Raw genomic sequence first — 21,762 nt, 5'->3', positions numbered from 1 at the left:
ACGTGGTGCCGGACGGCGGCCCAGCATGGCACGCGGCGGCCGCCGACGGCATCCGATGAACGGCTTAGGTACGGACCGGCGCGAACAAACGTGCCCGGACATGGCAGGCTTGGGTCATGGCCGTGCAGATCAACCCCAGCATCCTGTCCGCAGACTTCGCCCGCCTCGCGGACGAGGCGAAGGCGGTCAAGGGAGCCGACTGGCTCCACGTCGACGTCATGGACAACCATTTCGTCCCGAACCTCACGCTCGGTGTGCCGGTCGTAGAGTCCCTGACCCGTGCGACGGACACCCCGCTGGACTGCCATCTGATGATCGAGGCCCCCGATCGGTGGGCGCCCCAGTACGTGGAAGCGGGGGCCGGTTCCGTCACCTTCCACGTCGAGGCGGCCACCGCTCCGGTGCGGCTGGCCCGGGAGATCCGGGCCAAGGGCGCCCGTGCCTCCATGGCGCTGCGGCCCGCGACGCCCATCGAGCCGTACGAGGACCTGCTGCCGGAGCTCGACATGCTGCTGATCATGACGGTCGAACCGGGCTTCGGCGGGCAGGCGTTCCTGGACATCATGCTTCCGAAGATTCGGCGCACCCGCGAGTTGATCAGCAAGCACGGGCTGGAGCTGTGGCTCCAGGTCGACGGCGGGGTCTCGGCCGCCACCATCGAGCGCTGCGCGGAGGCCGGCGCGGACGTCTTCGTCGCGGGCTCCGCGGTGTACGGGGCCGACGACCCCGCCGAGGCGGTACGTGCCCTGCGCGACCAGGCTCAGACGGTCACCGCCGGGGCGTCCTGGGCGTGCGACCACTGAGCCACAGGTCGGTGAACAGCTGTGAACGGCGCCCATCGGGGCGGATCAACCACGCCGGATCTGCAAGGATGAACGGCGAATCCAGAGTGTGAACAGCAGTGAGGAGAACGCCGTGTCGGGTATGACGGCGGGCGGCCGGTCAGCAGTGCGGATGGGACCCGCCGAGCTGGTGCAGGCGGCGGCCATGGCCCGCCGCTTCTACCTCGAGGGCAAGTCCAAGATCCAGATCGCGGAGGAGTTCGGCGTCAGCCGCTTCAAGGTGGCCCGGGTCCTGGAGACCGCTCTCGAACGGGATCTCGTACGCATCGAGATCCGGGTCCCGGCCGAACTGGACGCCGAGCGCTCGGACGCGCTGCGCGCCCGCTACGGCCTCAGGCACGCGGTCGTGGTGGAGTCGCCGGCCGAGGCCGAGGACACCCCCGACCCGGAGAACCTCGGCGAGGTGGCCGCCGACCTGCTCGGCGAACTCGTCAACGAGGGCGATGTGCTCGGGCTCGCCTGGGGCCGCTCCACCATCCACATGGCCGCCGCCCTGGACCGGCTGCCACCGTGCACCGTGGTCCAGCTGACGGGCGTGTACGACGCCGGTACCGCCGAGCGCGGCTCCGTCGAGGCCGTGCGCCGCGCCGCCCAGGTGTCCGGCGGTGACGCGCACCCCATCTACGCGCCGATGCTGCTGCCGGACGCGGCGACCGCGGCGGCGCTGCGCCACCAGACCGGTATCGCGCGGGCCTTCGAGTACTTCGACAAGGTCACGGTCGCCTGCGTCTCCATCGGCTCCTGGGAGCCCGGCATCTCGACGGTGCACGACATGCTCAGCGACGAGGAACGCGCGCACTACGCCTCGCTCGGTGTCGCCGCCGAGATGTCCGCGCACCTGTTCAACGCCGAGGGCCGCCGGGTCGGACGGGACCTCGGCGAGCGGTGCATCACGGTCAAGGCCGACCAGCTGCGCCGTATCCCCGAGGTCGTCGCCATCGCCGGCGGGTCGCGCAAGGCGACGGCGATCGACGCGGTGCTGCGCTCCGGGCTGGTGACCAGCCTGGTGACGGACACCTCGGCCGCGGACGTGCTGATGACGGCGGGTCCGACGCCGAGGCCGGCCCTCAACAGGGCGGACCCCGACGGGCCCTGACGGAAGGTCATGAGGGGACGGCCGTGGCAGCATCGGGCGCATGGTGCTCCGGTTCGTCCCCCGTGTGCTGCTCTGCCTTCTCCTCGCGCTGCTGACGGCGTGCTCGTCGGGCGGCCCGACGACCACGCGTTCCCCTGCGGGCCCGGCCACCATGCCGGTCTCCCAACTCCCGGTGGAGGCCCGGCGGACGCTCGCCCTCGTGGACGAGGGCGGCCCCTTCCCGTACGCCAAGGACGGTGCCGTCTTCGGCAACTTCGAGGGGCTGCTGCCCCGGCGGCGGCGCGGCTACTACCACGAGTACACGGTTCCCACGCCTGGCTCGCGCGACCGCGGGGCCCGGCGCATCGTCACCGGGCAGGGCGGCGAGATCTACTACACCGCTGATCACTACCAGTCGTTCGAGGTGGTACGGAGATGACGGAGCACGTGGTCACGCTGGACCTGGACGGGGTCCGGGACAAGGCCGGTCTGATGGACCGGTGTGCCCGGGACCTGCGGCTGCCGGACTGGTTCGGCCGCAACTGGGACGCGCTGGCCGACGTCCTGTCCGACCCGGGAGTGTGGCCCGAGGACGCCGCCGGCAAGGGGCTGCTGGTCGTCGTGCGCAACTGGCGGCCGTACGCCGAGGCACGGCCGGACGAGTGGGAGACGGCCGTGGACGTGTTCACGCACGCCTCCGCCGCCACAGTGGCCCTCGCTCTTGGAGCATCCTCCGAGTAGCCCCCTGACCTGCCTGGACGATCCGCCCGGGCATCGCATTCCGGCCGACATGGGACAATGAAGTACGTGCTCTTCCCCCTGGCTGACCTGTCCGGGGGCCACCTCTGATCGACTGGGATGTGCAGCACGTGCGTTTCCTCAACGACATCCAGCCCCCGTACGACCTGACGTACGACGACGTCTTCATGGTCCCCAGCCGCAGCGCCGTCGGCTCGCGGCAGGGCGTGGACCTCAGCGCCCCGGACGGCACGGGCACCACGATCCCGCTGGTCGTCGCCAACATGACCGCCATCGCCGGCCGCCGCATGGCCGAGACCATGGCCCGGCGCGGCGGGCTGGTGGTCATCCCGCAGGACATCCCGATCGAGGTCGTCACCGACGTCATCTCCTGGGTCAAGAGCCGTCACCTCGTCCTGGACACCCCGATCGTCCTCACCCCGCACCAGACCGTCGCCGACGCGCTGTCCCTGCTGCCCAAGCGGGCGCACAACGCCGGCGTCGTCGTCGACGCGGAGGGGCGGCCCGTCGGTGTCGTCACCGACCGGGACCTGTCCGGCGTCGACCGGTTCACCCAGCTCGAAGTCGTCATGTCGAAGGACCTGCTGCTCCTCGACGCCGACATCGACCCGCGCGAGGCCTTCAACCGCCTCGACGGCGCCAACCGGCGCTACGCCCCCGCGGTCGACGCCGAGGGGCGCCTGGCCGGCATCCTCACCCGCAAGGGCGCCCTGCGCGCCACGCTCTACACACCGGCCACCGACGCCCAGGGCAGGCTGCGTGTCGCCGCCGCCGTCGGCATCAACGGCGATGTCGCGGGCAAGGCCAAGCAGCTGCTCGACGCGGGCGTCGACACGCTCGTCATCGACACGGCGCACGGCCACCAGGAGTCGATGATCAGCGCGATCCGCACGGTCCGCGCGCTCGACCCCGGGGTGCCGATCGTGGCGGGGAACATCGTCGCCGCCGAGGGCGTCAGGGATCTCGTCGAGGCCGGTGCCGACATCATCAAGGTCGGCGTCGGACCGGGCGCCATGTGCACCACCCGCATGATGACCGGCGTCGGCCGGCCGCAGTTCTCCGCCGTGCTGGAGTGCGCCGCCGAGGCCCGCAAGTACGGCAAGCACGTCTGGGCCGACGGCGGTGTCCGGCACCCCCGCGACGTCGCCATGGCCCTCGCGGCGGGCGCCTCCAACGTGATGATCGGGTCCTGGTTCGCGGGCACCTACGAGTCGCCGGGCGACCTCCAGCAGGACTCCTCCGGCCGGCTCTACAAGGAGTCCTTCGGCATGGCGTCGGCCCGTGCCGTGCGCAACCGCACCTCCGAGGAGTCGGCCTACGACCGTGCCCGCAAGGCGCTGTTCGAGGAGGGCATCTCGACCTCCCGCATGTTCCTCGACCCGGCCCGCCCGGGCGTCGAGGACCTGATCGACTCGATCATCGCGGGCGTCCGCTCCTCCTGCACCTACGCCGGCGCGGGCTCCCTGGAGGAGTTCGCCGAGAAGGCCGTCGTCGGCATCCAGAGCGCCGCGGGCTACGCCGAGGGCCAGCCGCTGCACGCCAGCTGGAGCTAGGCGCTCCGCTCGGGGGGTGCTCAGGTCGTGGGGCTTCTGCGGGCCGGTCCGTGGCCGGTCGCGCAGTTCCCCGCGCCCCTGGACGCGTTGTGCTGCCCGTCCGCCGCAAGGTCCGGCAGCACCGGCGCAACGAAACACCCACCCCCCTCCGATGAACGCAACGATCTTGCGTGGATTCGCAAGGTTGCTGCATTTCGCGTGCGAAGGCCTGGCCCGTAGGGTCATGCGCTGTACGTGGCGTGGCGAGGACCCCGCTCGATGGGTCCCCGCTCGCGCGGGGACGCCTGACGGTCCCCGCCGCGCTGACCGCAGCGACGAAGGAGTCAGCGCGTGCTCGACCAAGGCGCACCCCCGAAAAGCCGTACCACCGACGCCCCGCCGTCCCCGGGGCTCGGCGCGCGCCTCATGCGTCGCAAGCCGGTGGAACGCCTGGTCGCAGAGGGTGGCCAGGGCGAAGGCGGCACTCTCCGCCGCTCCCTGGGGCTCTGGCAGCTCACCATGATCAGTATCGGTGCCACCCTGGGCACCGGCATCTTCGTGGTCCTCGGCGAGGCCGTCCCCAAGGCCGGTCCGGCCGTCACCCTCTCGTTCGTGATAGCCGGTCTGACCGCGCTGTTCTCGGCCCTCTCCTACGCCGAGCTGGCCGGCACCATCCCCGTCTCCGGCTCCTCGTACTCGTACGCATACGCAACGATGGGCGAGCTGATCGCCTGGATCTGCGGCTGGTGCCTGGTCCTGGAGTACGGCGTTTCCGTGGCGGCCGTCGCCGTCGGCTGGGGCGAGTACCTCAACGAACTCCTCGACGGGACCATCGGCGTCACGATCCCCGACGCGCTGTCCGCGCCTCCCGGCGACGGAGGCGTCTTCAACCTGCCCGCGCTGATCGTCGTCCTGCTCGCCATGGCGTTCCTGCTCGGCGGCGCCCGTGAGTCGGCCCGCGCCAACACCGTCATGGTGTGCGTGAAGATCGCCGCGCTGGTGCTGTTCTGCGCCATCGGCGTCCAGGGCTTCCGGTCCGGGAACTACGAGCACTTCATGCCGCTGGGCATGGCGGGCGTGAGCGCGGCCGGGGCCACGCTGTTCTTCTCCTACATCGGCTTCGACGCCGCCTCCACCGCCGGTGAGGAGGCGAAGGACGCCCAGCGCGACCTGCCGCGCGCGATCATGCTGTCGCTCGTCATCGTCACCGCGCTCTACGTCCTCGTCGCCGCGGTCGCCGTCGGCGCCAAGCCCTGGCGGCGGTTCAACGACTCCGAGGCCGCGCTCGCCCAGATCATGCGCGACGTCACCGGCCAGTCCTTCTGGGGCACCCTGCTCGCCGCCTGCGCCGTCATCGCCATCGCCAGCGTCGTCCTCACGGTCCTCTACGGCCAGACCCGCATCCTCTTCGCCATGTCCCGCGACGGCCTGGTGCCCAAGGTGTTCTCCAAGGTGCACCCGAAGACCGGCACCCCCCGCGCCAACACCGTGATCGTCTCCCTGTTCTGCGGTGTCCTCGCCGCCGCGATCCCGCTCGGCCAGCTCGCCGACGCCACCAGCATCGGCACGCTGTTCGCCTTCGCCCTGGTCAACATCGCCGTCGTGGTGCTGCGCCGGACCCGCCCGGACATGAACCGCACCTTCCGCGTCCCGCTCTCGCCCGTCCTGCCCGCGCTCGGCTTCGGCTTCTGCGTGTGGATGATGGGCAGCCTGTCCGCCGTCACCTGGGTGGTCTTCGGTGTCTGGATGGCCGTCGGGCTCGTGTTCTACTTCGGGTACGGCCACCGCCGCTCCCGACTCGCACCCTCTGAGAGCTGAACGACCCACCGTGCTGAACGATCTCGACGAACGCATCGTGCACGCCCTCGCCGAGGACGCCCGCCGCTCCTACGCGGACATCGGGCAACTGGTCGGCCTGTCCGCGCCCGCCGTGAAACGGCGCGTGGACCGGCTGCGCGCCACCGGGGCCATCACCGGTTTCACCGTCCGCGTGGACCCCTCGGCCCTCGGCTGGGAGACCGAGGGGTTCGTCGAGATCTACTGCCGGCACAACACCTCGCCGGAGACGATCCGGCGCGGGCTGGAGCGCTACCAGGAGGTCGTGGCCGCGTCGACCGTCACCGGCGACGCGGACGCGATCGTCCAGGTCTTCGCCTCGGACATGCGGCACTTCGAGCGCGTCCTGGAGCGGATCGCCGGGGAGCCCTTCGTGGAGCGGACCAAGTCCGTGCTGGTGCTGTCGCCGCTGCTGCGTCGCTTCTCGTCGGGTTCACCGACCTGACCCCTCGGCACGGCGCCGGACCGTCGCCAGCAGACGCCCGGTGAGCAGTTTGCGCCCCCGTGCCGATGACGAGCAGCCGGTAGAGGGCACCGCCCGGCCCGGGGAACCGGGCCCGGGTCTCGGCCCGCAGCCGGATGCGCCCGCTCCCGGCCGTCTCCAGGCGGAAGACCAGGGCGTACGTCGAGAAGTGGTGGCGGCCGACGAGCACCAGCTCCCGTTCCGCAAGCGCGTCGGCCACCCGGAAGCCGGGGAAGGCCGACCCCCGGGCCAGGGGCCGCGGCCCGGACGCCGTCCGGTCGGCGACGCCGACGAGACGGGCGTAACGGGCGGCGCGCGGTCGCCCGAAGGACCGCTCCAGGGTCTGGCCGAGCGCGCGCGAGACGGCACCGCCCTCGGCCGCGACCACCGTCGAGTGCTCGTCGATCCGGGGCAACTCCGCGATGTTCACCGCAACCTCCGTAGAACTCGCTGGGCGCCGGGCCCGGGACTGTCTAGCATCGGTCCCATGACCTGGCGACATTGATCCACATGCCGAGCCTCCCGAGGGCCGCCTCGGACGCCGTACCCACGACGTCCGAACCGCCCCTCCGGGAAGGCCACATGACACTCTCCACCACCCGTGCGCCCGCGACCCGCGTCCGCCGGCTGACGGCCACCCTGTACGGCTACTCGTTCCTCGACGAGTTCGTGCTGCTCTACCCGGTGTACACGCTGTTGTTCAGCGACACCGGGCTCTCCGTCTGGCAGATCTCCTCCCTGTTCGTGCTGTGGTCGGCCACCGGCGTGGTGCTGGAGGTGCCCTCCGGTGCCTGGGCCGACGCCGTCTCGCGACGCCTGCTGCTGTGGCTCGGCCCGCTGCTGGCCGCCGTCGGCTTCGCGCTGTGGGTGCTCGTCCCGTCGTACTGGGCCTTCGCCGTCGGCTTCGTGCTGTGGGGCGCGCGGGGAGCGTTCGTCTCCGGGGCGCTGGAAGCGCTGGTGTACGAGGAACTGGAGCGGCTCGGCGTCGCCGAGCGCTACGCCCGTCTCATGGGCAGGTCCCGGGCGCTCGGCCTGGTCGCGGTCATGGCCGCGATGGGGCTCGCCGGGCCCGTCCTCGCGTGGGGCGGCTACCCGGCCGTCGGCGCGGCGAGCGTGCTGGTCTGCGTGGCGTCCGCGGCGACGGCCGGCGCCTTCCCCGAGCAGCGGCCCGTGGCCGGGCACGACGACGGGAGCGGGGCCGCGACCCGCTGGGCGGGACTCGTCGAGGCGCGGCGGGAGCCCTCGGTGCGCGGGGCGATCCTGCTCGTACCGGCCGTGACCGCGGTGTGGGGGGCGCTGGACGAGTACACGCCGCTGCTGGTGCGGGAGACCGGAGTGCCGGACGCCCGGGTCCCCTACCTGCTCCTGCTGATCTGGGCGGGCGCGACGGCCGGCAGTCTGCTCGCCGGCCGCTTCGAACGCCTGGGGACCGGCGGACTGGCATGGCTCCTCGGGGTGGCCGCCGTCGCCCTCGCCGTGGGCGCGGCCGCCCGCACCCCGCTCGCCCTCGGGCTGGTGGCCGTCGCCTTCGGGGGCTTCCAGCTGGCGACCGTCCTCGCCGACGTCCGCCTCCAGCAGCGCATCGACGACACCGGCCGCGCCACCCTCACCTCGGTCGCCGGCCTGGGCACGGAACTGGTCACGGTCGCCGTGTACGCCGGATACGCGGCGGTGGCGACCCGATCCGCCCACAGCACGGCCTTCGTCGTGTCCGCCCTGCCCTATCTGCTGACGGCCCTGGCGCTGGGGGTCCGCGCCCGCGCGACGGCGCGCAACGAATCGCCGCCAGAGGGGCGCTGTACGCAATGAACCGCTCACCGGCGCGCAACGGGTCCTTCTTGCTGGTCGCAGGCCGTCGACCGTACCTTCTAGATGGCCCTCCAACCTCTCCGCCCCCGTCGAGGAACACGCATGCGTACCGCCCTGCTCCAGAGCTCCGGACGCCCCGGATCCGTCGCCGAGAACCTCAAGGTCCTCGACGCGGCCGCGAGCCGTGCCGCCGCCGCCGGGGCCGCGCTGCTGGCGGCGCCGGAGATGTTCCTGACCGGGTACGCGATCGGCGACGACATCGCCCGGCTCGCCGAGCCCGCCGACGGGGACTCCGCGGACGCGATCGCCGACATCGCCGGACGGCACGGGCTCGCGATCGCCTACGGATACCCGGAGCGCCACGGCGAGACGGTCTTCAACTCCGCGCAGCTGATCTCCGCCGAGGGCGTCCGCCTCGCGAACTACCGCAAGACCCACCTGTTCGGGCCCGCCGAGCGCGAGCACTTCTCCCCGGGCGAGCAGTCGCTCGTCCAGGCCCGGCTCGGCGGCCTCACCGTCGGCCTGATGATCTGCTACGACGTCGAGTTCCCCGAGAACGCCCGCGCCCACGCCCTGGCCGGCACCGACCTGCTCGTCGTGCCCACGGCGAACATGCACCCGTTCCAGTTCGTCGCCGAGTCGATGGTTCCGGTGCGGGCCTGGGAGAACCAGATGTACGTCGCCTACGTCAACCGGGTCGGCCCGGAGGGCGAGTTCGAGTTCTTCGGGCTGTCCGCGCTCGCAGGCCCCGACGGCATCGCCCGCACCCGCGCCGGCCGTGGCGAGGAGCTGGTGGTCGCCGACGTCGACCCCGCCTTCCTCGCCGCCTCCCGTGAGGCGAACCCGTACCTGAAGGACCGTCGCCCCGGTCTGTACCGGTCGCTCGTCTGAACACCCCCTCCAGCCCTCACCCCGCAGTTCTCGCAAGGAGTCCGTACCCCATGACGTCCACCGTGCCCAACGCCGTCGAGCATGCGGACGAGCAGCAGCTGCCGCCGATCACCATGTTCGGTCCGGACTTCCCCTACGCCTACGACGACTTCCTCGCCCACCCGGCCGGCCTCGGCCAGATACCGGCGACCGAGCACGGCACCGAGATCGCGGTCGTCGGCGGCGGACTCTCCGGCATCGTGGCCGCGTACGAGCTGATGAAGATGGGTCTGAAGCCGGTCGTGTACGAGGCCGACCGGATCGGCGGGCGGCTGCGCACCGTCGGCTTCGACGGCCCCAGCACCGAGGGTCTGACCGCGGAGATGGGCGCGATGCGCTTCCCGCCCTCCTCGACCGCCCTCCAGCACTACATCGACCTGGCCGACCTGGAGACCCGGCCCTTCCCCAACCCCCTTGCCGAGGCGACCCCTTCGACGGTCGTCGACCTCAAGGGCGAGTCGCACTACGCCGAGACCATCGACGACCTGCCGCAGGTCTACCGCGATGTCGCCGAGGCCTGGAACAAGTGCCTCGAAGAGGGCGCCGACTTCTCCGACATGAACCGTGCACTGCGCGAACGGGACGTGCCGCGCATCCGCGAGATCTGGGGCAGGCTCGTCGAGAAGCTGGACAACCAGACCTTCTACGGCTTCCTCTGCGACTCCGAGGCCTTCAAGTCCTTCCGGCACCGCGAGATCTTCGGCCAGGTCGGCTTCGGCACCGGCGGCTGGGACACCGACTTCCCCAACTCCATCCTGGAGATCCTGCGGGTCGTCTACACCGAGGCCGACGACCACCACCGCGGGATCGTCGGCGGCTCCCAGCAGCTGCCGCTGCGCCTGTGGGAGCGCGAGCCCGGGAAGATCGTCCACTGGGCGCAGGGCACCTCGCTGGCGACGCTGCACGAGAACGGCGAGCCCCGCCCGGCCGTCACCCGCCTGCACCGGGCGGCCGGCAACCGGATCACGGTCACCGACGCGGCCGGCGACATCCGCACCTACAAGGCGGCCGTCTTCACCGCCCAGTCCTGGATGCTGCTGTCGAAGATCGCCTGCGACGACTCGCTCTTCCCGATCGACCACTGGACCGCCATCGAGCGCACCCACTACATGGAGTCCAGCAAGCTCTTCGTGCCCGTGGACCGGCCGTTCTGGCTGGACAAGGACGAGGAGACCGGCCGGGACGTCATGTCGATGACCCTCACCGACCGTATGACGCGCGGGACTTACCTCCTCGACGACGGCCCCGACAAGCCGGCCGTCATCTGCCTCTCGTACACCTGGTGCGACGACAGCCTGAAGTGGCTGCCGCTGTCCGCGAACGAGCGGATGGAGGTCATGCTGAAGTCGCTCGGCGAGATCTATCCCAAGGTCGACATCAGGAAGCACATCATCGGCAACCCGGTGACCGTCTCCTGGGAGAACGAGCCGTACTTCATGGGCGCGTTCAAGGCCAACCTGCCCGGCCACTACCGCTACCAGCGGCGCCTGTTCACTCACTTCATGCAGGACCGGCTGCCCGAGGACAAGCGGGGCATCTTCCTCGCCGGCGACGACATCTCCTGGACGGCCGGCTGGGCCGAGGGCGCCATCCAGACCGCGCTGAACGCGGTCTGGGGCGTCATGCACCACCTCGGCGGCTCGACCGACCCGTCCAACCCGGGCCCGGGCGACCTCTACGACGAGATCGCCCCGGTCGAACTGCCCGAGGACTAGGGCCCGTCGGCACGCTCCCGTCTGCCCGGCGGCGCCCAGGACCCGCCGGCCTGGATCCCGGCGGCGCCCAGGAGCCGCCGGCCTAGATCCCGGCCGCGCGGACCGCTTCGTGGATCTCGGCGGCCACGTCCTTGAGTTCCTCGGCGTCCCGGGCGCTGCCCTGGAGTTCGAAGAAGAACGCGTCGAGGCCGGTGCCGTCGGCGTGGGCCGCCAGGTCCTCGACGATCTGCGCGGTGCTGCCCTGGAAGGGGGAGCGGTCCGTGCCGTCGTAGGCTTTGGGGGAGTGCCGGGCGTTGATCCGAACCACCGTCTCGATCGGTTCGGTGCGGTCGCACTCGGCCGCCAGGTCCTGCAACTGCCGCCACTGCTCGGCCAGTTGCTCGGCGCCCATGGCGATGGGCATCCAGCCGTCGGCGCGGTCGACGAGCCGGGTCATCGCCTTCCTGCTGTTGGTGGGCAGCAGGATCGGGATCGGCCGGGCGGGCTTGGGCGCCACCACGGCCGAGGCGATCTTCGTGATCCTGCCCTCGTACGTCACCGGGTCCGGGCCCCACACCGCACGGCAGACGCCGATGATCTCGTCCAGGACCCGGCCCCGCTCCTCGAACGGCGCCACCCCGGCCGCCGCGTACTCGTCGAGCGACCAGCCCGTGCCGAGGCCCGCCAGCACCCGGCCGCCGCTCGCCGCGTCCAGCGTCGCGAGGGACTTGGCCAGCTGGAAGGGGTTGTGCAGCGGCGCCACCAGGATGCTCGTGCCGAGCCGGACCCGCTCGGTCGACGCGGCCGCCAGGGTCAGCGTGACCAGGGGGTCGGGAACACCGCGGTACATGTCGGGCCACGCCAGCCCCTCGATGCCGTACAGGCCCTGGGTGGCGGGCTCGGGGAACAGGGCCCGCTCGTAGACCCACAGGCTCTCGTAACCGATCTGTTCGGCGGTGCGGGCCACGTCGGGCACGTCACGTCCGATGTCGTACTGCCGCGCTTGGGGAAGGCTCAGTCCCAGCCGGATGGCCATGCGTACGCTCCTTTGCGTCGGTACAACGGTCAACCTAATCCGGGAGCGGCGTCAGCAACATGCGGCCCGCGAAGCCGACGGCCGTATCCAGCCGTTCGGTGAACTCCTCGGCCACGTCGGGCAGTCGGCGCAGCGCCCACAGGGCCCGCGCGGCCGTCCAGGTGGCCTCCCGTGCCCGCTCCAGGCTCCACGAGCCGAGCAGATGGGTGAGCGGGTCGGCGATCTGGAGGAGGTCGGGGCCCGGCATCAGCTCTTCGCGGATGCGCTCCTCCAGCGAGACGAGGAGGTCGCCCACACGGTCGAACTCGTCCTCCAGATCGGCCGGTTCGCAGCGCAGGCTACGACAGCTGTCCACCACGGCGAGCGCCAGGTCGTGCCCGATGTGCGCGTTGATGCCCGCCAGCGCGAACTGCAGCGGACGTACACCCGGATGCCGGCGGAACTGGAACAGGGGCCGCCAGCAGGCGGGCGGACGCCGTCCGTCGGACACCGAGTCGACGGCGGCGAGGTAGCGCTCCGCGAACCGCACGTCCAGGGTGATCGCGGCCCGGGCGTCCGGGAAGCGGCCGGCGCCGATCCGGCGGTCGACGGCCTCGGTGACGGCGAGGTAGACGCGGTTGAACACCGCGATCCCGTCCCGCTGGGGCAGGGCCGCGTCGAGGGCACGCATACGCGAGACCACCGCGTCCACGGTCGGGTCGAACTGTTGCGGTTGCGGCATGGGGGAAGGGTCCCAGTCCTAGGCTGACCGCAGTGGCGGCGGGCCCGAGGCTTCCCCGAAACGGGGGAACGCCCCGCCGTGGGGGAGGGGGCGAGGCCGTGTCGGGCTTACGCGCGCAGCGTCTGGCCGCACGCCGGGCGGCCCGGCGCGGACGTGCCCGGCGCGCCGCGATGGTCGCGGTGGCCTCGGCGGTGGTCGCCGTCGCCACGGTGACCGGCGCGATCTCCGCCCTCGACGGGCGCCACGACGCCGACGCGGCGAAGTCGGTGGCCACCGGTTCGCCCCACCTCGACCGGCAGACCGCAGCGCCCTCGCCGTCCGCGACGGTCACGAAGTCCCCGTCGCCGAAGCCGGCTTCGCCCTCGCCCTCACCTTCGACCTCGCTTTCCCGGAGCGGGGCCGCCGTCGAGCGTGAGCCGCGCCCCTCGACCGTCTCCGCCCTCCTCTACCGCCACCCCGACTCCCACGTGCTCGACTGGGTCCGCGCCCACCCCTCCGACCCGCGCACGCCGCTCATCGCGTCCCGGATCGCCGACCGGCCTGCCGCGGTGTGGCTCACCGATCCCTCGCCGTCGGCCGTCGCATCCCAGGTCCGCGCGGTCACCTCGGGCGCCGCCGCGCAGCGACGGGTGCCGGTGCTCGTGGCGTACGCGATCCCGGACCGCGACTGCGGCGGGGCCTCCGAGGGCGGGGCGCCGGACCTCGACGCCTACGACCGCTGGATCGACGCGTTCGCTTCCGGGCTCGGCTCCGGCGAGGTCGTCGTCGTCCTGGAGCCCGACTCCGTCGCCCAGGCCGGCTGCCTGTCCGCCGGCCGACGCGCCGAGCGCTTCGCTTCGCTGGCCCGCGCCGGCCGTGTCCTGAAGGCCGCCGACCCGAGGGCCCGGGTCTACTACGACGCCGGCCACTCCGGCTGGCACCCGGCCGGCGAGCAGGCGGCCCTCCTCCGGCAGGCGGGCGCCGCCTCGGCCGCCTCCTCCGACGGGATCTTCAGCAACGTCTCCAACTTCCGCACGACGTCCGACGAGATCACCTACGACCGCCGGGTCCTGGACGCCCTCGGCGGCCCCGCCGGCCTCGGCGCCGTCATCGACACCAGCCGCAACGGCAACGGTGCCCCGGCCGGCGGCGCCTGATGCGACCCGGCGGGCCGCAGACTCGGGCAGGCACCCACGCTGAGCACCGGGCAGGCACGGATCGACGCCTACCTGTGGGTGAAGCTGCCGGGGGAGTCGGACGGGTGCAAGGGGGCGCCGGGGACGTTCAGCCCGTCGTACGCCTACGCCTTGGCCTCGTCGTAGGAGGACGTGCCCTCGTCGAGCAGCGGCTCCTGCTGTTTGAGGTGGGCCGGGGCCAGGGCCCGCAGCGCGTGGTAGCCGGTGATGACGACCACCGTGCCCAGCGCGATGCCGCTGAGGGAGAAGTGGTCGGAGAACTTCATGGTGACGTCGCCGACGCCGATGATGACGCCCGCGGCCGCGGGCACCAGGTTGAGCGGATTGCGCAGGTCCACCCGGGCGTTGGTCCAGATCTGCGCGCCGAGCAGGCCGATCATGCCGTACAGGATGACGGTGATGCCGCCGAGGACGCCGCCCGGGATCGCGGCGACGACCGCGCCGAACTTCGGGCACAGGCCGAACAGCAGGGCGAAGCCGGCGGCGGCCCAGTAGGCGGCGGTGGAGTAGACGCGGGTCGCGGCCATCACGCCGATGTTCTCGGAGTACGTGGTGTTGGGCGGGCCGCCGAGGGCGGTGGACAGCATGGAGCCGACGCCGTCGGCCGAGATCGCCGTGCCGAGCTCGTCGTCGAGCGGGTCGCCGGTCATCTCGCCGACCGCCTTGACGTGGCCGGCGTTCTCGGCGACCAGGGCGATGACGACGGGGAGTGCGACCAGGATCGCCGACCACTGGAAGGTCGGCCCGTGGAAGGACGGCAGGCCGATCCAGTCCGCCTTGCCGACGCCGGAGAGGTCCAGCCGCCAGTGGTCGGTGACCTTGCCGCTCGCGTCGGCCGAGTGGATGCGGCCGAAGATCCGGTCGAAGGCCCACGAGATGCCGTACCCGAAGACCAGACCGAGAAAGATCGCGATCCGTGACCAGAAGCCGCGCAGGCCGACGACCGCCAGAGCGGTGAAGACCATGACCAGCAGGGCCGTCCACTGGTCCTGCGGCCAGTAGGTGGAGGCCGTGACGGGTGCGAGGTTGAAGCCGATCAGCATCACCACCGCGCCGGTGACGACGGGCGGCATCGCGGCGTGGATGATCCGCGCGCCGAAGCGCTGCACGGCGAGACCGACGAGGAACAGCGCGAAGCCGACGACGAGGACCGCGCCGGTGACGGTGGCGCTCGTGCCGCCCTGCGCGCGGATCACGGCCGCCACGCCGACGAACGACAGCGAGCAGCCCAGGTAGCTCGGCACCCGGCCGCGCGTGGCCAGCAGGAAGATCACGGTCGCGACGCCCGACATCATGATCGCCAGGTTGGGGTCCAGGCCCATCAGCACCGGCGCCACGAAGGAGGCGCCGAACATGGCCACCACGTGCTGGGCGCCGAGACCGACCGTGCGGGGCCAGGAGAGCCGCTCGTCGGGGCGTACCACCGCTCCGGGCGCGGGCGACCGCCCGTCTCCGTGCAGTTTCCAGCGCACGCCGAGGTCCATGGTGAGGGTTCGCTTTCTTCGTACCTGAAGTCTTGTCCGGACCATTGTCACGGGTACCTCGCGGTTCTACGCTCGCACGGTTCTACTCGTGAACTGTGTTCACATTTCTGACCGTTCTCTCGATGGATCGGAGTCCGGATGAGTGGAAGATCCCGCGCGGCCGTCCTGCTCGCGACGGTGGTGACCATCGCGGCCGCCCTGGTCCCCTCCGCGCACGCGAGCCCCAAGACCCCTGCCACCGTCGTCCTCGACGGCGCCCGACTGCAGCGGACGAAAGCCACCCTCGACCGCGGCGATCCCCAACTCCGCCGAGAACTGGCGGTCTTGACGTCCCGCGCCGACAACTGGCTGCATGAGGGCCCCTGGACGGTCGTGGACAAGCCCCGGCCCGCCCCTGGCGGAGACCCGCACGACTACCTCAGCCAGGCCCCCTACTGGTGGCCCAGCACCACACCCACCGCCGACAACCCCTGGGGCTGCCCCTACGTCCAGAAGGACGGACAGCGCAATCCCGAGGTCGACTCCGGCACCGACCGCCAGGACGCCGAGAAGGTCTTCGACTCGACCTACGACCTCTCGCTGGCCTGGTACTACACGGGCCGGAAGGCCTACGCCGAGAAGGCCGCCCGGATCCTGCGCACCTGGTTCCTCGACCCGGCCACCCGGATGAACCCGAACCTGGACCACGCCCAGTTCATCCCGTGCAGGTACGACGGCCGGGCCATCGGTGTCATCGACTTCTCCCAGTCGTACACGAGCGTCCTGGACGCCCAGGCCGTCCTGGCCACCGGGGCGCCGGGCTGGAGCGCCGAGGACCGCGCCGCGATGCGCGCGTGGAACTCCGACTTCCGCGACTGGCTTCAGAACAGCGACTTCGGCAAACAGGAGGGCGCGGCCGGCAACAACCACGGCACCTTCTACGACATGCAGCTCGCCGCCCTCGCCTGCGCCACCGGCGACCGGGCGTCGGCCCGGCGGACGGTCCTCGGCGCGCGCACCAGGCGCATCGACCAGCAGATCGCCGCCGACGGCAGCCAGCCGCAGGAGCTCGCGCGGACCAGGAGCTGGCACTACTCCACCTTCGACCTGGTCGCGTACACCCGGCTCGCGGCGATCGGCCGGCACGTCGGCGTGAACCTGTGGAGCTATCAAGCTCCGCAAGGGCAGAGCCTGTTCAAGGCCGTGGACTATCTGCTGCCCGCCGCGACCGGGGCGGCGGCATGGCCGCATCCGGAGCTGGAGTTCCACCGGTACGCCGCCAGCGACGTCGTGCACGCTGCGGCCGACGCGGGCGACGAGGCGGCCCGCGAGGCCCTCGGGAAGCTTCAGGCCCCGCCCGGCGGCGACCTCTGGGCGCTGCGCCCGGCGGCCGAGCAGCTGGACTCGATCGTGGGCTGACCAGGCCCTTCCCGGCCGGGGCTCCTGAGCGTCCGCTTAGGATGGAGCGTCCTCACCGCTTCACCCTTGACGTTCAGGAGTCCCACCCGTGACCGCCGAAGCCCCGATCGCCCCCGCCCTGTCGTACGGCCGGCTGATCCCCGTCACCGTCCACTTCGACGACCTGGACGCGCTCGGACTGCTGCACAACGCCCGCTACCCGCTGAAGGTGGAGCAGGCCTGGACCGAGCTGTGGCAGGAGTACGGCATCCACTTCGACGGCGACTGGGCGGCGGCGGGAGACGCCTGCAACGCGGTCAAGGAGCTGACCATCGGCTACGAGGCGCCGGTGACCCGGCCGGGCGAGTACGCCGTCCACCTGTGGCTGGAACGGCTCGGCAACACCGGCCTGACCTACGGCTTCCGGTTCTGCTCGGCCGACGGGACCCGGACCTACGCGCGGGGCACCCGGGTCCTGGTCCGGCTGGACGCGGCCACGATGCGCCCCGCGCCGTGGAGCGAGGGCTTCAGGGCCGCGGGTCGGGCACTGCTGCGGCCTGCGGAGTGACCTCGGTACGGCCGCCGCGCTCGGCCGTGCGCAGGACGCCGGCGAACGCGGGGAGGCCGCAGGCGAGGACGGTCACCAGCACGAACGACACCACCAGACTCGTCGCCTGGGCCACCCCGCCGATCAGGCTGGGGGCGACCAGGCCCGAGGTATAGGTGATGGTGGCGACGCCCGCGATGGCCTGGCTCGGGTTCGGCCCGCTGTGTCCGGCCGCCGCGAAGCACAGCGGCACGACGACGGCGATGCCGAGCCCCAGCAGCGCGAAGCCCGTCATCGCAACCGCCGGATGACCCGCCAGGACGATCAGGACGCCGCCGAGCACGGCGAACGCTCCGCCGGCCCGGACCGTGCGGACCGCGCCGAGGCGGTTGACCACCGCGTCGCCCACCAGCCGTGCCGCGGCCATGGTCAGCATGAACCCGGTCGTACAGGCGGCCGCCAGGCCGGCCGAGGTCTCCAGCTGGTCGCGCAGGAAGACCGCCGACCAGTCGAGGCTCGCGCCCTCCGCGAACACCGCGCAGAACCCGACCGCGCCGATCAGCAGTGCGGACCTCGGCGGCAGTGCGAAGCGCGGCGGCGGCTCCTCGTCCTCGGCGGGCTGCAGGTCGAGCACCCAGGAACAGGCCAGCAGGCCCAGGACGGTGAGGGTCGCCGACGCCAGCGCGAAGTGCACCCGCGCGTCCGCCCCCAGGTGCGCGGCGAGCGTGCCGCCGGCCGAGCCGATCAGGGCGCCCGCGCTCCACATGCCGTGCAGCCCGGACATGATCGACTTGTTCAGCCGGTGCTCGATCTCGACGCCCAGCGCGTTCATCGCCACGTCCGCCATGCCCGCGCTCGCGCCGTAGGTGAACATCGCCAGGCACAGGGCGAGCATGTTCGGTGCCACGGACGGCAGTACGAGCGACAGTGTCCACAGGGTGATCAGTCCGCGCAGGGCCGTACGGCTGCCGAAGCGGTGGCTGATCCGGCCGGCCAGCGGCATCGAGCAGGATGCGCCGAGCGCGGTGAAGGCGAGCGCGAAGCCCAGCTGGCCCGCGCTGAGGTGCGCGTGCTCCTGGACCCACGGCACCCGGGTCGCGAACGTGCCGGTGACGGCGCCGTGCACGGCGAACACGGCGGCCACGGCGTACCGGGCGCGCCTCACCTCACGCAGGTCTTCGGCCACGTCGCTCATTCTCCGTCCCCTCCCGTTCCTTCCGGACCTCGGTCGCGCCGCGTAAATTATCAGGGTCCCTTCCTGATAGATAGAGGATTAATGGCCGAGCGGGGCCCGTAGCCCCGCCCTCGCGGCCCCGCCGATCTGGAAGGATCCCCGGCATGCCCGCATCCCCCAGCACCGCCCGGGCCATCAACGACCGGCTCGCCCTGCGCCTGCTGCAGCAGGAGGGCCCGTTGACGGCGGGGCAGTTGAAACAGCTCACCGGACTGTCCCGGCCCACGGTCGCCGACCTCGTGGAACGGCTGTCCGAGGCCGGTCTCATCACGGTGGTCGGAGAGGCGGGGGAGCAGCGGCGCGGGCCGAACGCGAGGCTGTACGGGATCGTGGCCGACCGTGCCCGGCTGGCCGCGCTGGACGTGCGTACCGAGAGCGTCTCGGTGGTCGTCGCCGACCTGGTGGGGCGGGTGCTGGCCGAGGCCTCGGTGCCGATCGGCGGGGAGGCGGGCACGGGCCCGGTGGTGGAGCAGGCGGTGTCGCTGGTCGAGCGCGTCGCGAAGGAGGCCGAGGCGAGCGGGGTGCCTGCGCGGGCGGACGCACGGGCCTGGGGGAGCCTGCACACCGTGGGCATCGGCGCGCCCGGCCTCATCGACCCGGCCACCGGCGAACTCCGCGACTCCTCGGGGCTGCCCGCCTGGCACCGCCGCCTGGTCGCCGCGCTCCAGGACCGGTTCCCCGACGCCCACGTGAGCGTCGACAACGAGGCCAACCTCGCGGCCCTGGCCGAACAGCGCGACGGTACGGCCCGCGACCGCGACACGTTCGTCCTGCTCTGGCTGAGCTACGGCACGGGCGCCGCGGTCGTGCTGGACGGCGCACTGCGCCGGGGGGCCTCCGGCGGCACCGGGGAGATCGGTTTCCTGCCGGTCCCCGGCACCACCGGACTGCCCTCGGCGACGGACTGCGACGGCGGCTTCCACTCCCTGGCCGGATCGGCGGCCGTCACGGAACTGGCCCGGAGGTACGGGGTACGAGCGACGGTCACCGGCGAGGAACCGCCGGCCGCGGCACTGGTCCGGTCGGCGGTGGAGACGGCGGCGGGGGAGCCGGCGTCGGGCGGCGCGGGGCGCTTTCTCGACGAGCTGGCCGACCGGCTCGCCGTGGGGGTGGCCTCCGTCGTGGCGATCCTCGATCCGGGGTGTGTCGTGCTGGGCGGTGAGGTGGGCCGGGCCGGCGGCGAGGAGCTCGCCGCCCGCGTGGAGGAGCGGGTCCGACGGATGTCGCCCCTGGTCACCGAGGTCCGGCCGACCGCCCTCGGCGGCGGCGCCGTACTGCGCGGCGCCCTGCTCACCGCCCGGGACCGGGCCCAGGACGACCTGTTCGCACCGGCCGACCGCTGACCCGGTCTATTCCTGCAGCCGCGCCAGGTACTCCTCGAACGTCCCCTTCCCGACGGCGTGTTCCGAGGTCAGGTGGCCGCCCTCGCGGAAGGCCCGGTACGCCTTGCCGAACAGCGGCACGCTGAGCACGGCGCGCCTGCGCCCCGTCGCCTTCAGATAGGAGCGGGCCAGCGACTCCAGGGTGCGGATCTGCGGACCGCCCATGTCCTCGACCCGCCCGGCGGGCTCGCCCTGCGCCAACTCGGCCAGCCGGTCCGCCACTTCGGCCACCTCGATCGGCTGGTCAGCCACCCTCGCGGGCAGCAGCAGGACCGGCAGCCTGGCCAGCGTCCGGAACAGCATCACGGGAAGGTCGTGGAACTGGGTCGCCCGCAGCACCGTCCAGCCGAGTCCCGACTCCTCCACCGCCCTTTCCACGGCGAGCTTGGTCCGGTAGTACGGGAACGGCACCCGGTCGACGCCGACGATCGAGATGTAGACCAGGTGGCCCACGCCCGCCCGCCGTGCCGCCGCGATCAGGTTCGCCGCCGCCTTCTCGTCCCCGCCGGTCTGCGTGGAGGCGCAGTGCACGATCGTGTCCACTCCGTCGACCGCCGCGTCCAGTCCGGCGCCGCCCTCGCGCAGGTCGACGGCGTAGGGAGGGGTGCGTCGGCTCAGCACCCGCACGTCGTGCCCGTCCGCGCGCAGCCGCTCGGTGACGAGTCGGCCGAGGGTGCCCGTCCCGCCGGTCACCAGGATCGTGGTCATGCCGTCAGTCCCTTCGAACGCGGGCGCTCCCCGGTGGAACACCCCACGTCAGCTCAGACCGCGCGGCCCCGGCGAAATGTGACACGCCCCTACGGCCGCGCGAGCTGACGCCGTACGAAGTCCAGCTTGTCCGGGTTCACCACGACCCGCAGATGGGCGATCAGACCGTCCCGCACCTCGAAGGCGACCACGCCGGCCAGGACGTCGCCCGCCCACGCGGCCAGCCCGTACTCGCCGTTGATCTCGGCCGGCGTGTAGCGCAGCCCCGCCGCGAACCGCTCGGCGCCGCCCACCGCGAGCCGCGCGACCTTTTCGCGTCCCTCGACCGGCCGCCGGGCCGCGCTGACCTTGCCGCCGCCGTCGCTCGACCAGGTCACGTCCGCGGTGAGCAGCTTCTCCAGCCCGGCGAGATCACCGTCGCGGGCCGCCCCGAGGAACGAGGCGACAAGCTCCGCCTGCCGCTCGGGCACCGGCTCGAACCGCGACCGCTCCTCGCCCACCCGCCGCACCGCCCGCCGGTACAGCTGACGGCAGTTGGCCTCGGTCACGTCCAGCACCCCGGCGATCTCCCGGTGGCCGTACCCGAAAGCCTCCCGCAGCACGTACACCGCCCGCTCCGTCGGCGTCAGCCGCTCCAGCAGGACCAGCATCGCCATCGACACGGCCTCCCGCTGCTCGGCCGACTCCAGCGGGCCCAGTGTGCCGTCCGAGGTGAGCACGGGCTCCGGCAGCCAGGGCCCGACGTACCGTTCGCGCCGCGCCCGCGCCGACGTCAGCCGGTTGAGGCAGAGGTTGGTGACGACCTTGGCGAGCCAGGCCGCCGGATGCTCGATGCCCGCGCGATCGGCGCCGCTGAAGCGGAGATACGCGTCCTGGACCGTGTCCTCGGCCTCCTCGGCGGAGCCCAGCATGCGGTAGGCCAGTCCGAACAGACGGGGGCGGTGGAGCTCGAACTCCTCGGCGGGCGCGCTGTTCATGGCACCACCCTGCCAGAGCGCGACGACGACGCCGTGGGGAGGCCCGGCGGCGGGCAAGGGCCGTCGTCACCGCCGCCGGGCCGGTCTATGATCCAAAAAGGACTAGACCATAGGGTCCAACAGCGGGGCGGGAGTTGAGAAGTCCAGTGACGTTCGCTGTGAGCCAACCCACACCCCTCAC

19 protein-coding genes and 1 pseudogene are annotated in these 21,762 nt (G+C 72.3%); 14 read left to right on the top strand and 6 right to left on the bottom strand.

All coding sequences use genetic code 11. From position 1 onward, the window contains the following. The first annotated feature begins 116 nt into the window (after positions 1-116). The 10 genes from rpe (at position 117) to FBY22_RS27545 (ending at position 10,961) form a co-directional block, all read left to right on the top strand. Positions 117-803 (top strand): ribulose-phosphate 3-epimerase, encoded by a 687-nt coding sequence (rpe, locus tag FBY22_RS27595; protein WP_142150410.1) that lies wholly within the window; start codon positions 117-119, stop codon positions 801-803. An 88-nt stretch (positions 804-891) separates the two neighbouring features. Beyond that, positions 892-1,938 carry a sugar-binding transcriptional regulator gene (locus FBY22_RS27590; protein WP_142150407.1) on the top strand — a complete coding sequence of 349 codons (1,047 nt, stop codon included), beginning with the start codon at positions 892-894 and terminating at the stop codon, positions 1,936-1,938. 40 nt (positions 1,939-1,978) lie between these two features. Continuing rightward, complete coding sequence (locus FBY22_RS27585) at positions 1,979-2,356, top strand: ribonuclease domain-containing protein (RefSeq protein WP_142150405.1); 378 nt, start codon at positions 1,979-1,981, stop codon at positions 2,354-2,356. Continuing rightward, positions 2,353-2,658 carry a barstar family protein gene (locus FBY22_RS27580; RefSeq protein ID WP_142150403.1) on the top strand — a complete coding sequence of 102 codons (306 nt, stop codon included), beginning with the start codon at positions 2,353-2,355 and terminating at the stop codon, positions 2,656-2,658. Before FBY22_RS27585 ends, FBY22_RS27580 begins: the two co-directional genes overlap by 4 nt. Before the next feature lie 128 nt (positions 2,659-2,786). Further along, on the top strand, positions 2,787-4,229 hold the full coding sequence (locus tag FBY22_RS27575) for a GuaB1 family IMP dehydrogenase-related protein (protein WP_174267380.1): 1,443 nt from the start codon (positions 2,787-2,789) through the stop codon (positions 4,227-4,229). 330 nt (positions 4,230-4,559) lie between these two features. Continuing rightward, a complete protein-coding gene (locus tag FBY22_RS27570; protein ID WP_142150399.1) occupies positions 4,560-6,026 on the top strand; it encodes an amino acid permease in 1,467 nt (488 codons plus the stop codon). Between the two features lie 10 nt (positions 6,027-6,036). Next, positions 6,037-6,489, top strand: coding sequence for an Lrp/AsnC family transcriptional regulator (locus FBY22_RS27565; RefSeq protein WP_142150397.1), 453 nt, complete (start codon positions 6,037-6,039; stop codon positions 6,487-6,489). Between the two features lie 600 nt (positions 6,490-7,089). After that, entirely contained in the window at positions 7,090-8,316 is a 1,227-nt protein-coding gene (locus FBY22_RS27555) for an MFS transporter (protein WP_222127821.1), read from the top strand. Positions 8,317-8,418: 102 nt separating this feature from the next. Continuing rightward, the gene (locus FBY22_RS27550; RefSeq protein ID WP_142150393.1) at positions 8,419-9,207 is read left to right on the top strand and encodes a carbon-nitrogen hydrolase family protein; all 789 of its coding nucleotides are present in this window, start codon (positions 8,419-8,421) and stop codon (positions 9,205-9,207) included. A 50-nt stretch (positions 9,208-9,257) separates the two neighbouring features. Next, a complete protein-coding gene (locus FBY22_RS27545) occupies positions 9,258-10,961 on the top strand; it encodes an NAD(P)/FAD-dependent oxidoreductase (RefSeq protein WP_142150391.1) in 1,704 nt (567 codons plus the stop codon). A gap of 82 nt (positions 10,962-11,043) precedes the next feature. Here the strand turns inward: FBY22_RS27545 and FBY22_RS27540 are convergent, their stop codons facing one another. Both FBY22_RS27540 and FBY22_RS27535 read right to left on the bottom strand, forming a co-directional pair. Continuing rightward, positions 11,044-11,976, bottom strand: coding sequence for an LLM class F420-dependent oxidoreductase (locus FBY22_RS27540; RefSeq protein WP_142150389.1), 933 nt, complete (start codon positions 11,974-11,976; stop codon positions 11,044-11,046). Positions 11,977-12,010: 34 nt separating this feature from the next. Then, entirely contained in the window at positions 12,011-12,697 is a 687-nt protein-coding gene (locus tag FBY22_RS27535) for a DUF5995 family protein (RefSeq protein WP_142150387.1), read from the bottom strand. Positions 12,698-12,867: 170 nt separating this feature from the next. Between FBY22_RS27535 and FBY22_RS27530 the strand changes: the two are divergent. Further along, positions 12,868-13,998, top strand: a pseudogene (locus tag FBY22_RS27530) (glycoside hydrolase family 6 protein). Here FBY22_RS27530 and FBY22_RS27525 read toward each other — a convergent pair. Next, on the bottom strand, positions 13,977-15,356 hold the full coding sequence (locus FBY22_RS27525) for a uracil-xanthine permease family protein (protein WP_142150385.1): 1,380 nt from the start codon (positions 15,354-15,356) through the stop codon (positions 13,977-13,979). The pseudogene FBY22_RS27530 and the gene FBY22_RS27525 overlap by 22 nt on opposite strands. Positions 15,357-15,494: 138 nt before the next feature. Between FBY22_RS27525 and FBY22_RS27520 the strand changes: the two genes are divergently transcribed. Both FBY22_RS27520 and FBY22_RS27515 read left to right on the top strand, forming a co-directional pair. Further along, positions 15,495-16,754, top strand: a complete 1,260-nt coding sequence (locus FBY22_RS27520; RefSeq protein WP_142150384.1) for an alginate lyase family protein — start codon at positions 15,495-15,497, stop codon at positions 16,752-16,754. Between the two features lie 88 nt (positions 16,755-16,842). Then, positions 16,843-17,301, top strand: coding sequence for a thioesterase family protein (locus tag FBY22_RS27515; RefSeq protein ID WP_142150382.1), 459 nt, complete (start codon positions 16,843-16,845; stop codon positions 17,299-17,301). Here FBY22_RS27515 and FBY22_RS27510 read toward each other — a convergent pair. Beyond that, entirely contained in the window at positions 17,261-18,475 is a 1,215-nt protein-coding gene (locus FBY22_RS27510; RefSeq protein ID WP_142150380.1) for an MFS transporter, read from the bottom strand. The two genes, FBY22_RS27515 and FBY22_RS27510, sit on opposite strands and share 41 nt — an antisense overlap. Positions 18,476-18,618: 143 nt before the next feature. Here FBY22_RS27510 and FBY22_RS27505 point away from each other — a divergent pair, with 143 nt between their 5' ends. Then, on the top strand, positions 18,619-19,857 hold the full coding sequence (locus FBY22_RS27505; protein ID WP_142150378.1) for an ROK family transcriptional regulator: 1,239 nt from the start codon (positions 18,619-18,621) through the stop codon (positions 19,855-19,857). Between the two features lie 6 nt (positions 19,858-19,863). On the opposite strand, the gene FBY22_RS27500 is transcribed toward FBY22_RS27505, so the two are convergent. Both FBY22_RS27500 and FBY22_RS27495 read right to left on the bottom strand, forming a co-directional pair. Beyond that, positions 19,864-20,604, bottom strand: coding sequence for an SDR family oxidoreductase (locus FBY22_RS27500; protein ID WP_142150376.1), 741 nt, complete (start codon positions 20,602-20,604; stop codon positions 19,864-19,866). An 89-nt stretch (positions 20,605-20,693) separates the two neighbouring features. Continuing rightward, entirely contained in the window at positions 20,694-21,581 is an 888-nt protein-coding gene (locus tag FBY22_RS27495) for an RNA polymerase sigma-70 factor (RefSeq protein WP_142150374.1), read from the bottom strand. Between the last annotated feature and the right edge of the window lie 181 nt (positions 21,582-21,762).

This window comes from Streptomyces sp. SLBN-31 (genome assembly GCF_006715395.1).
Classification (GTDB): domain Bacteria; phylum Actinomycetota; class Actinomycetes; order Streptomycetales; family Streptomycetaceae; genus Streptomyces.
The sequence above is the reverse complement of the archived record's forward strand: the minus strand, read 5'-3'. Positions and strand labels throughout refer to the sequence as shown.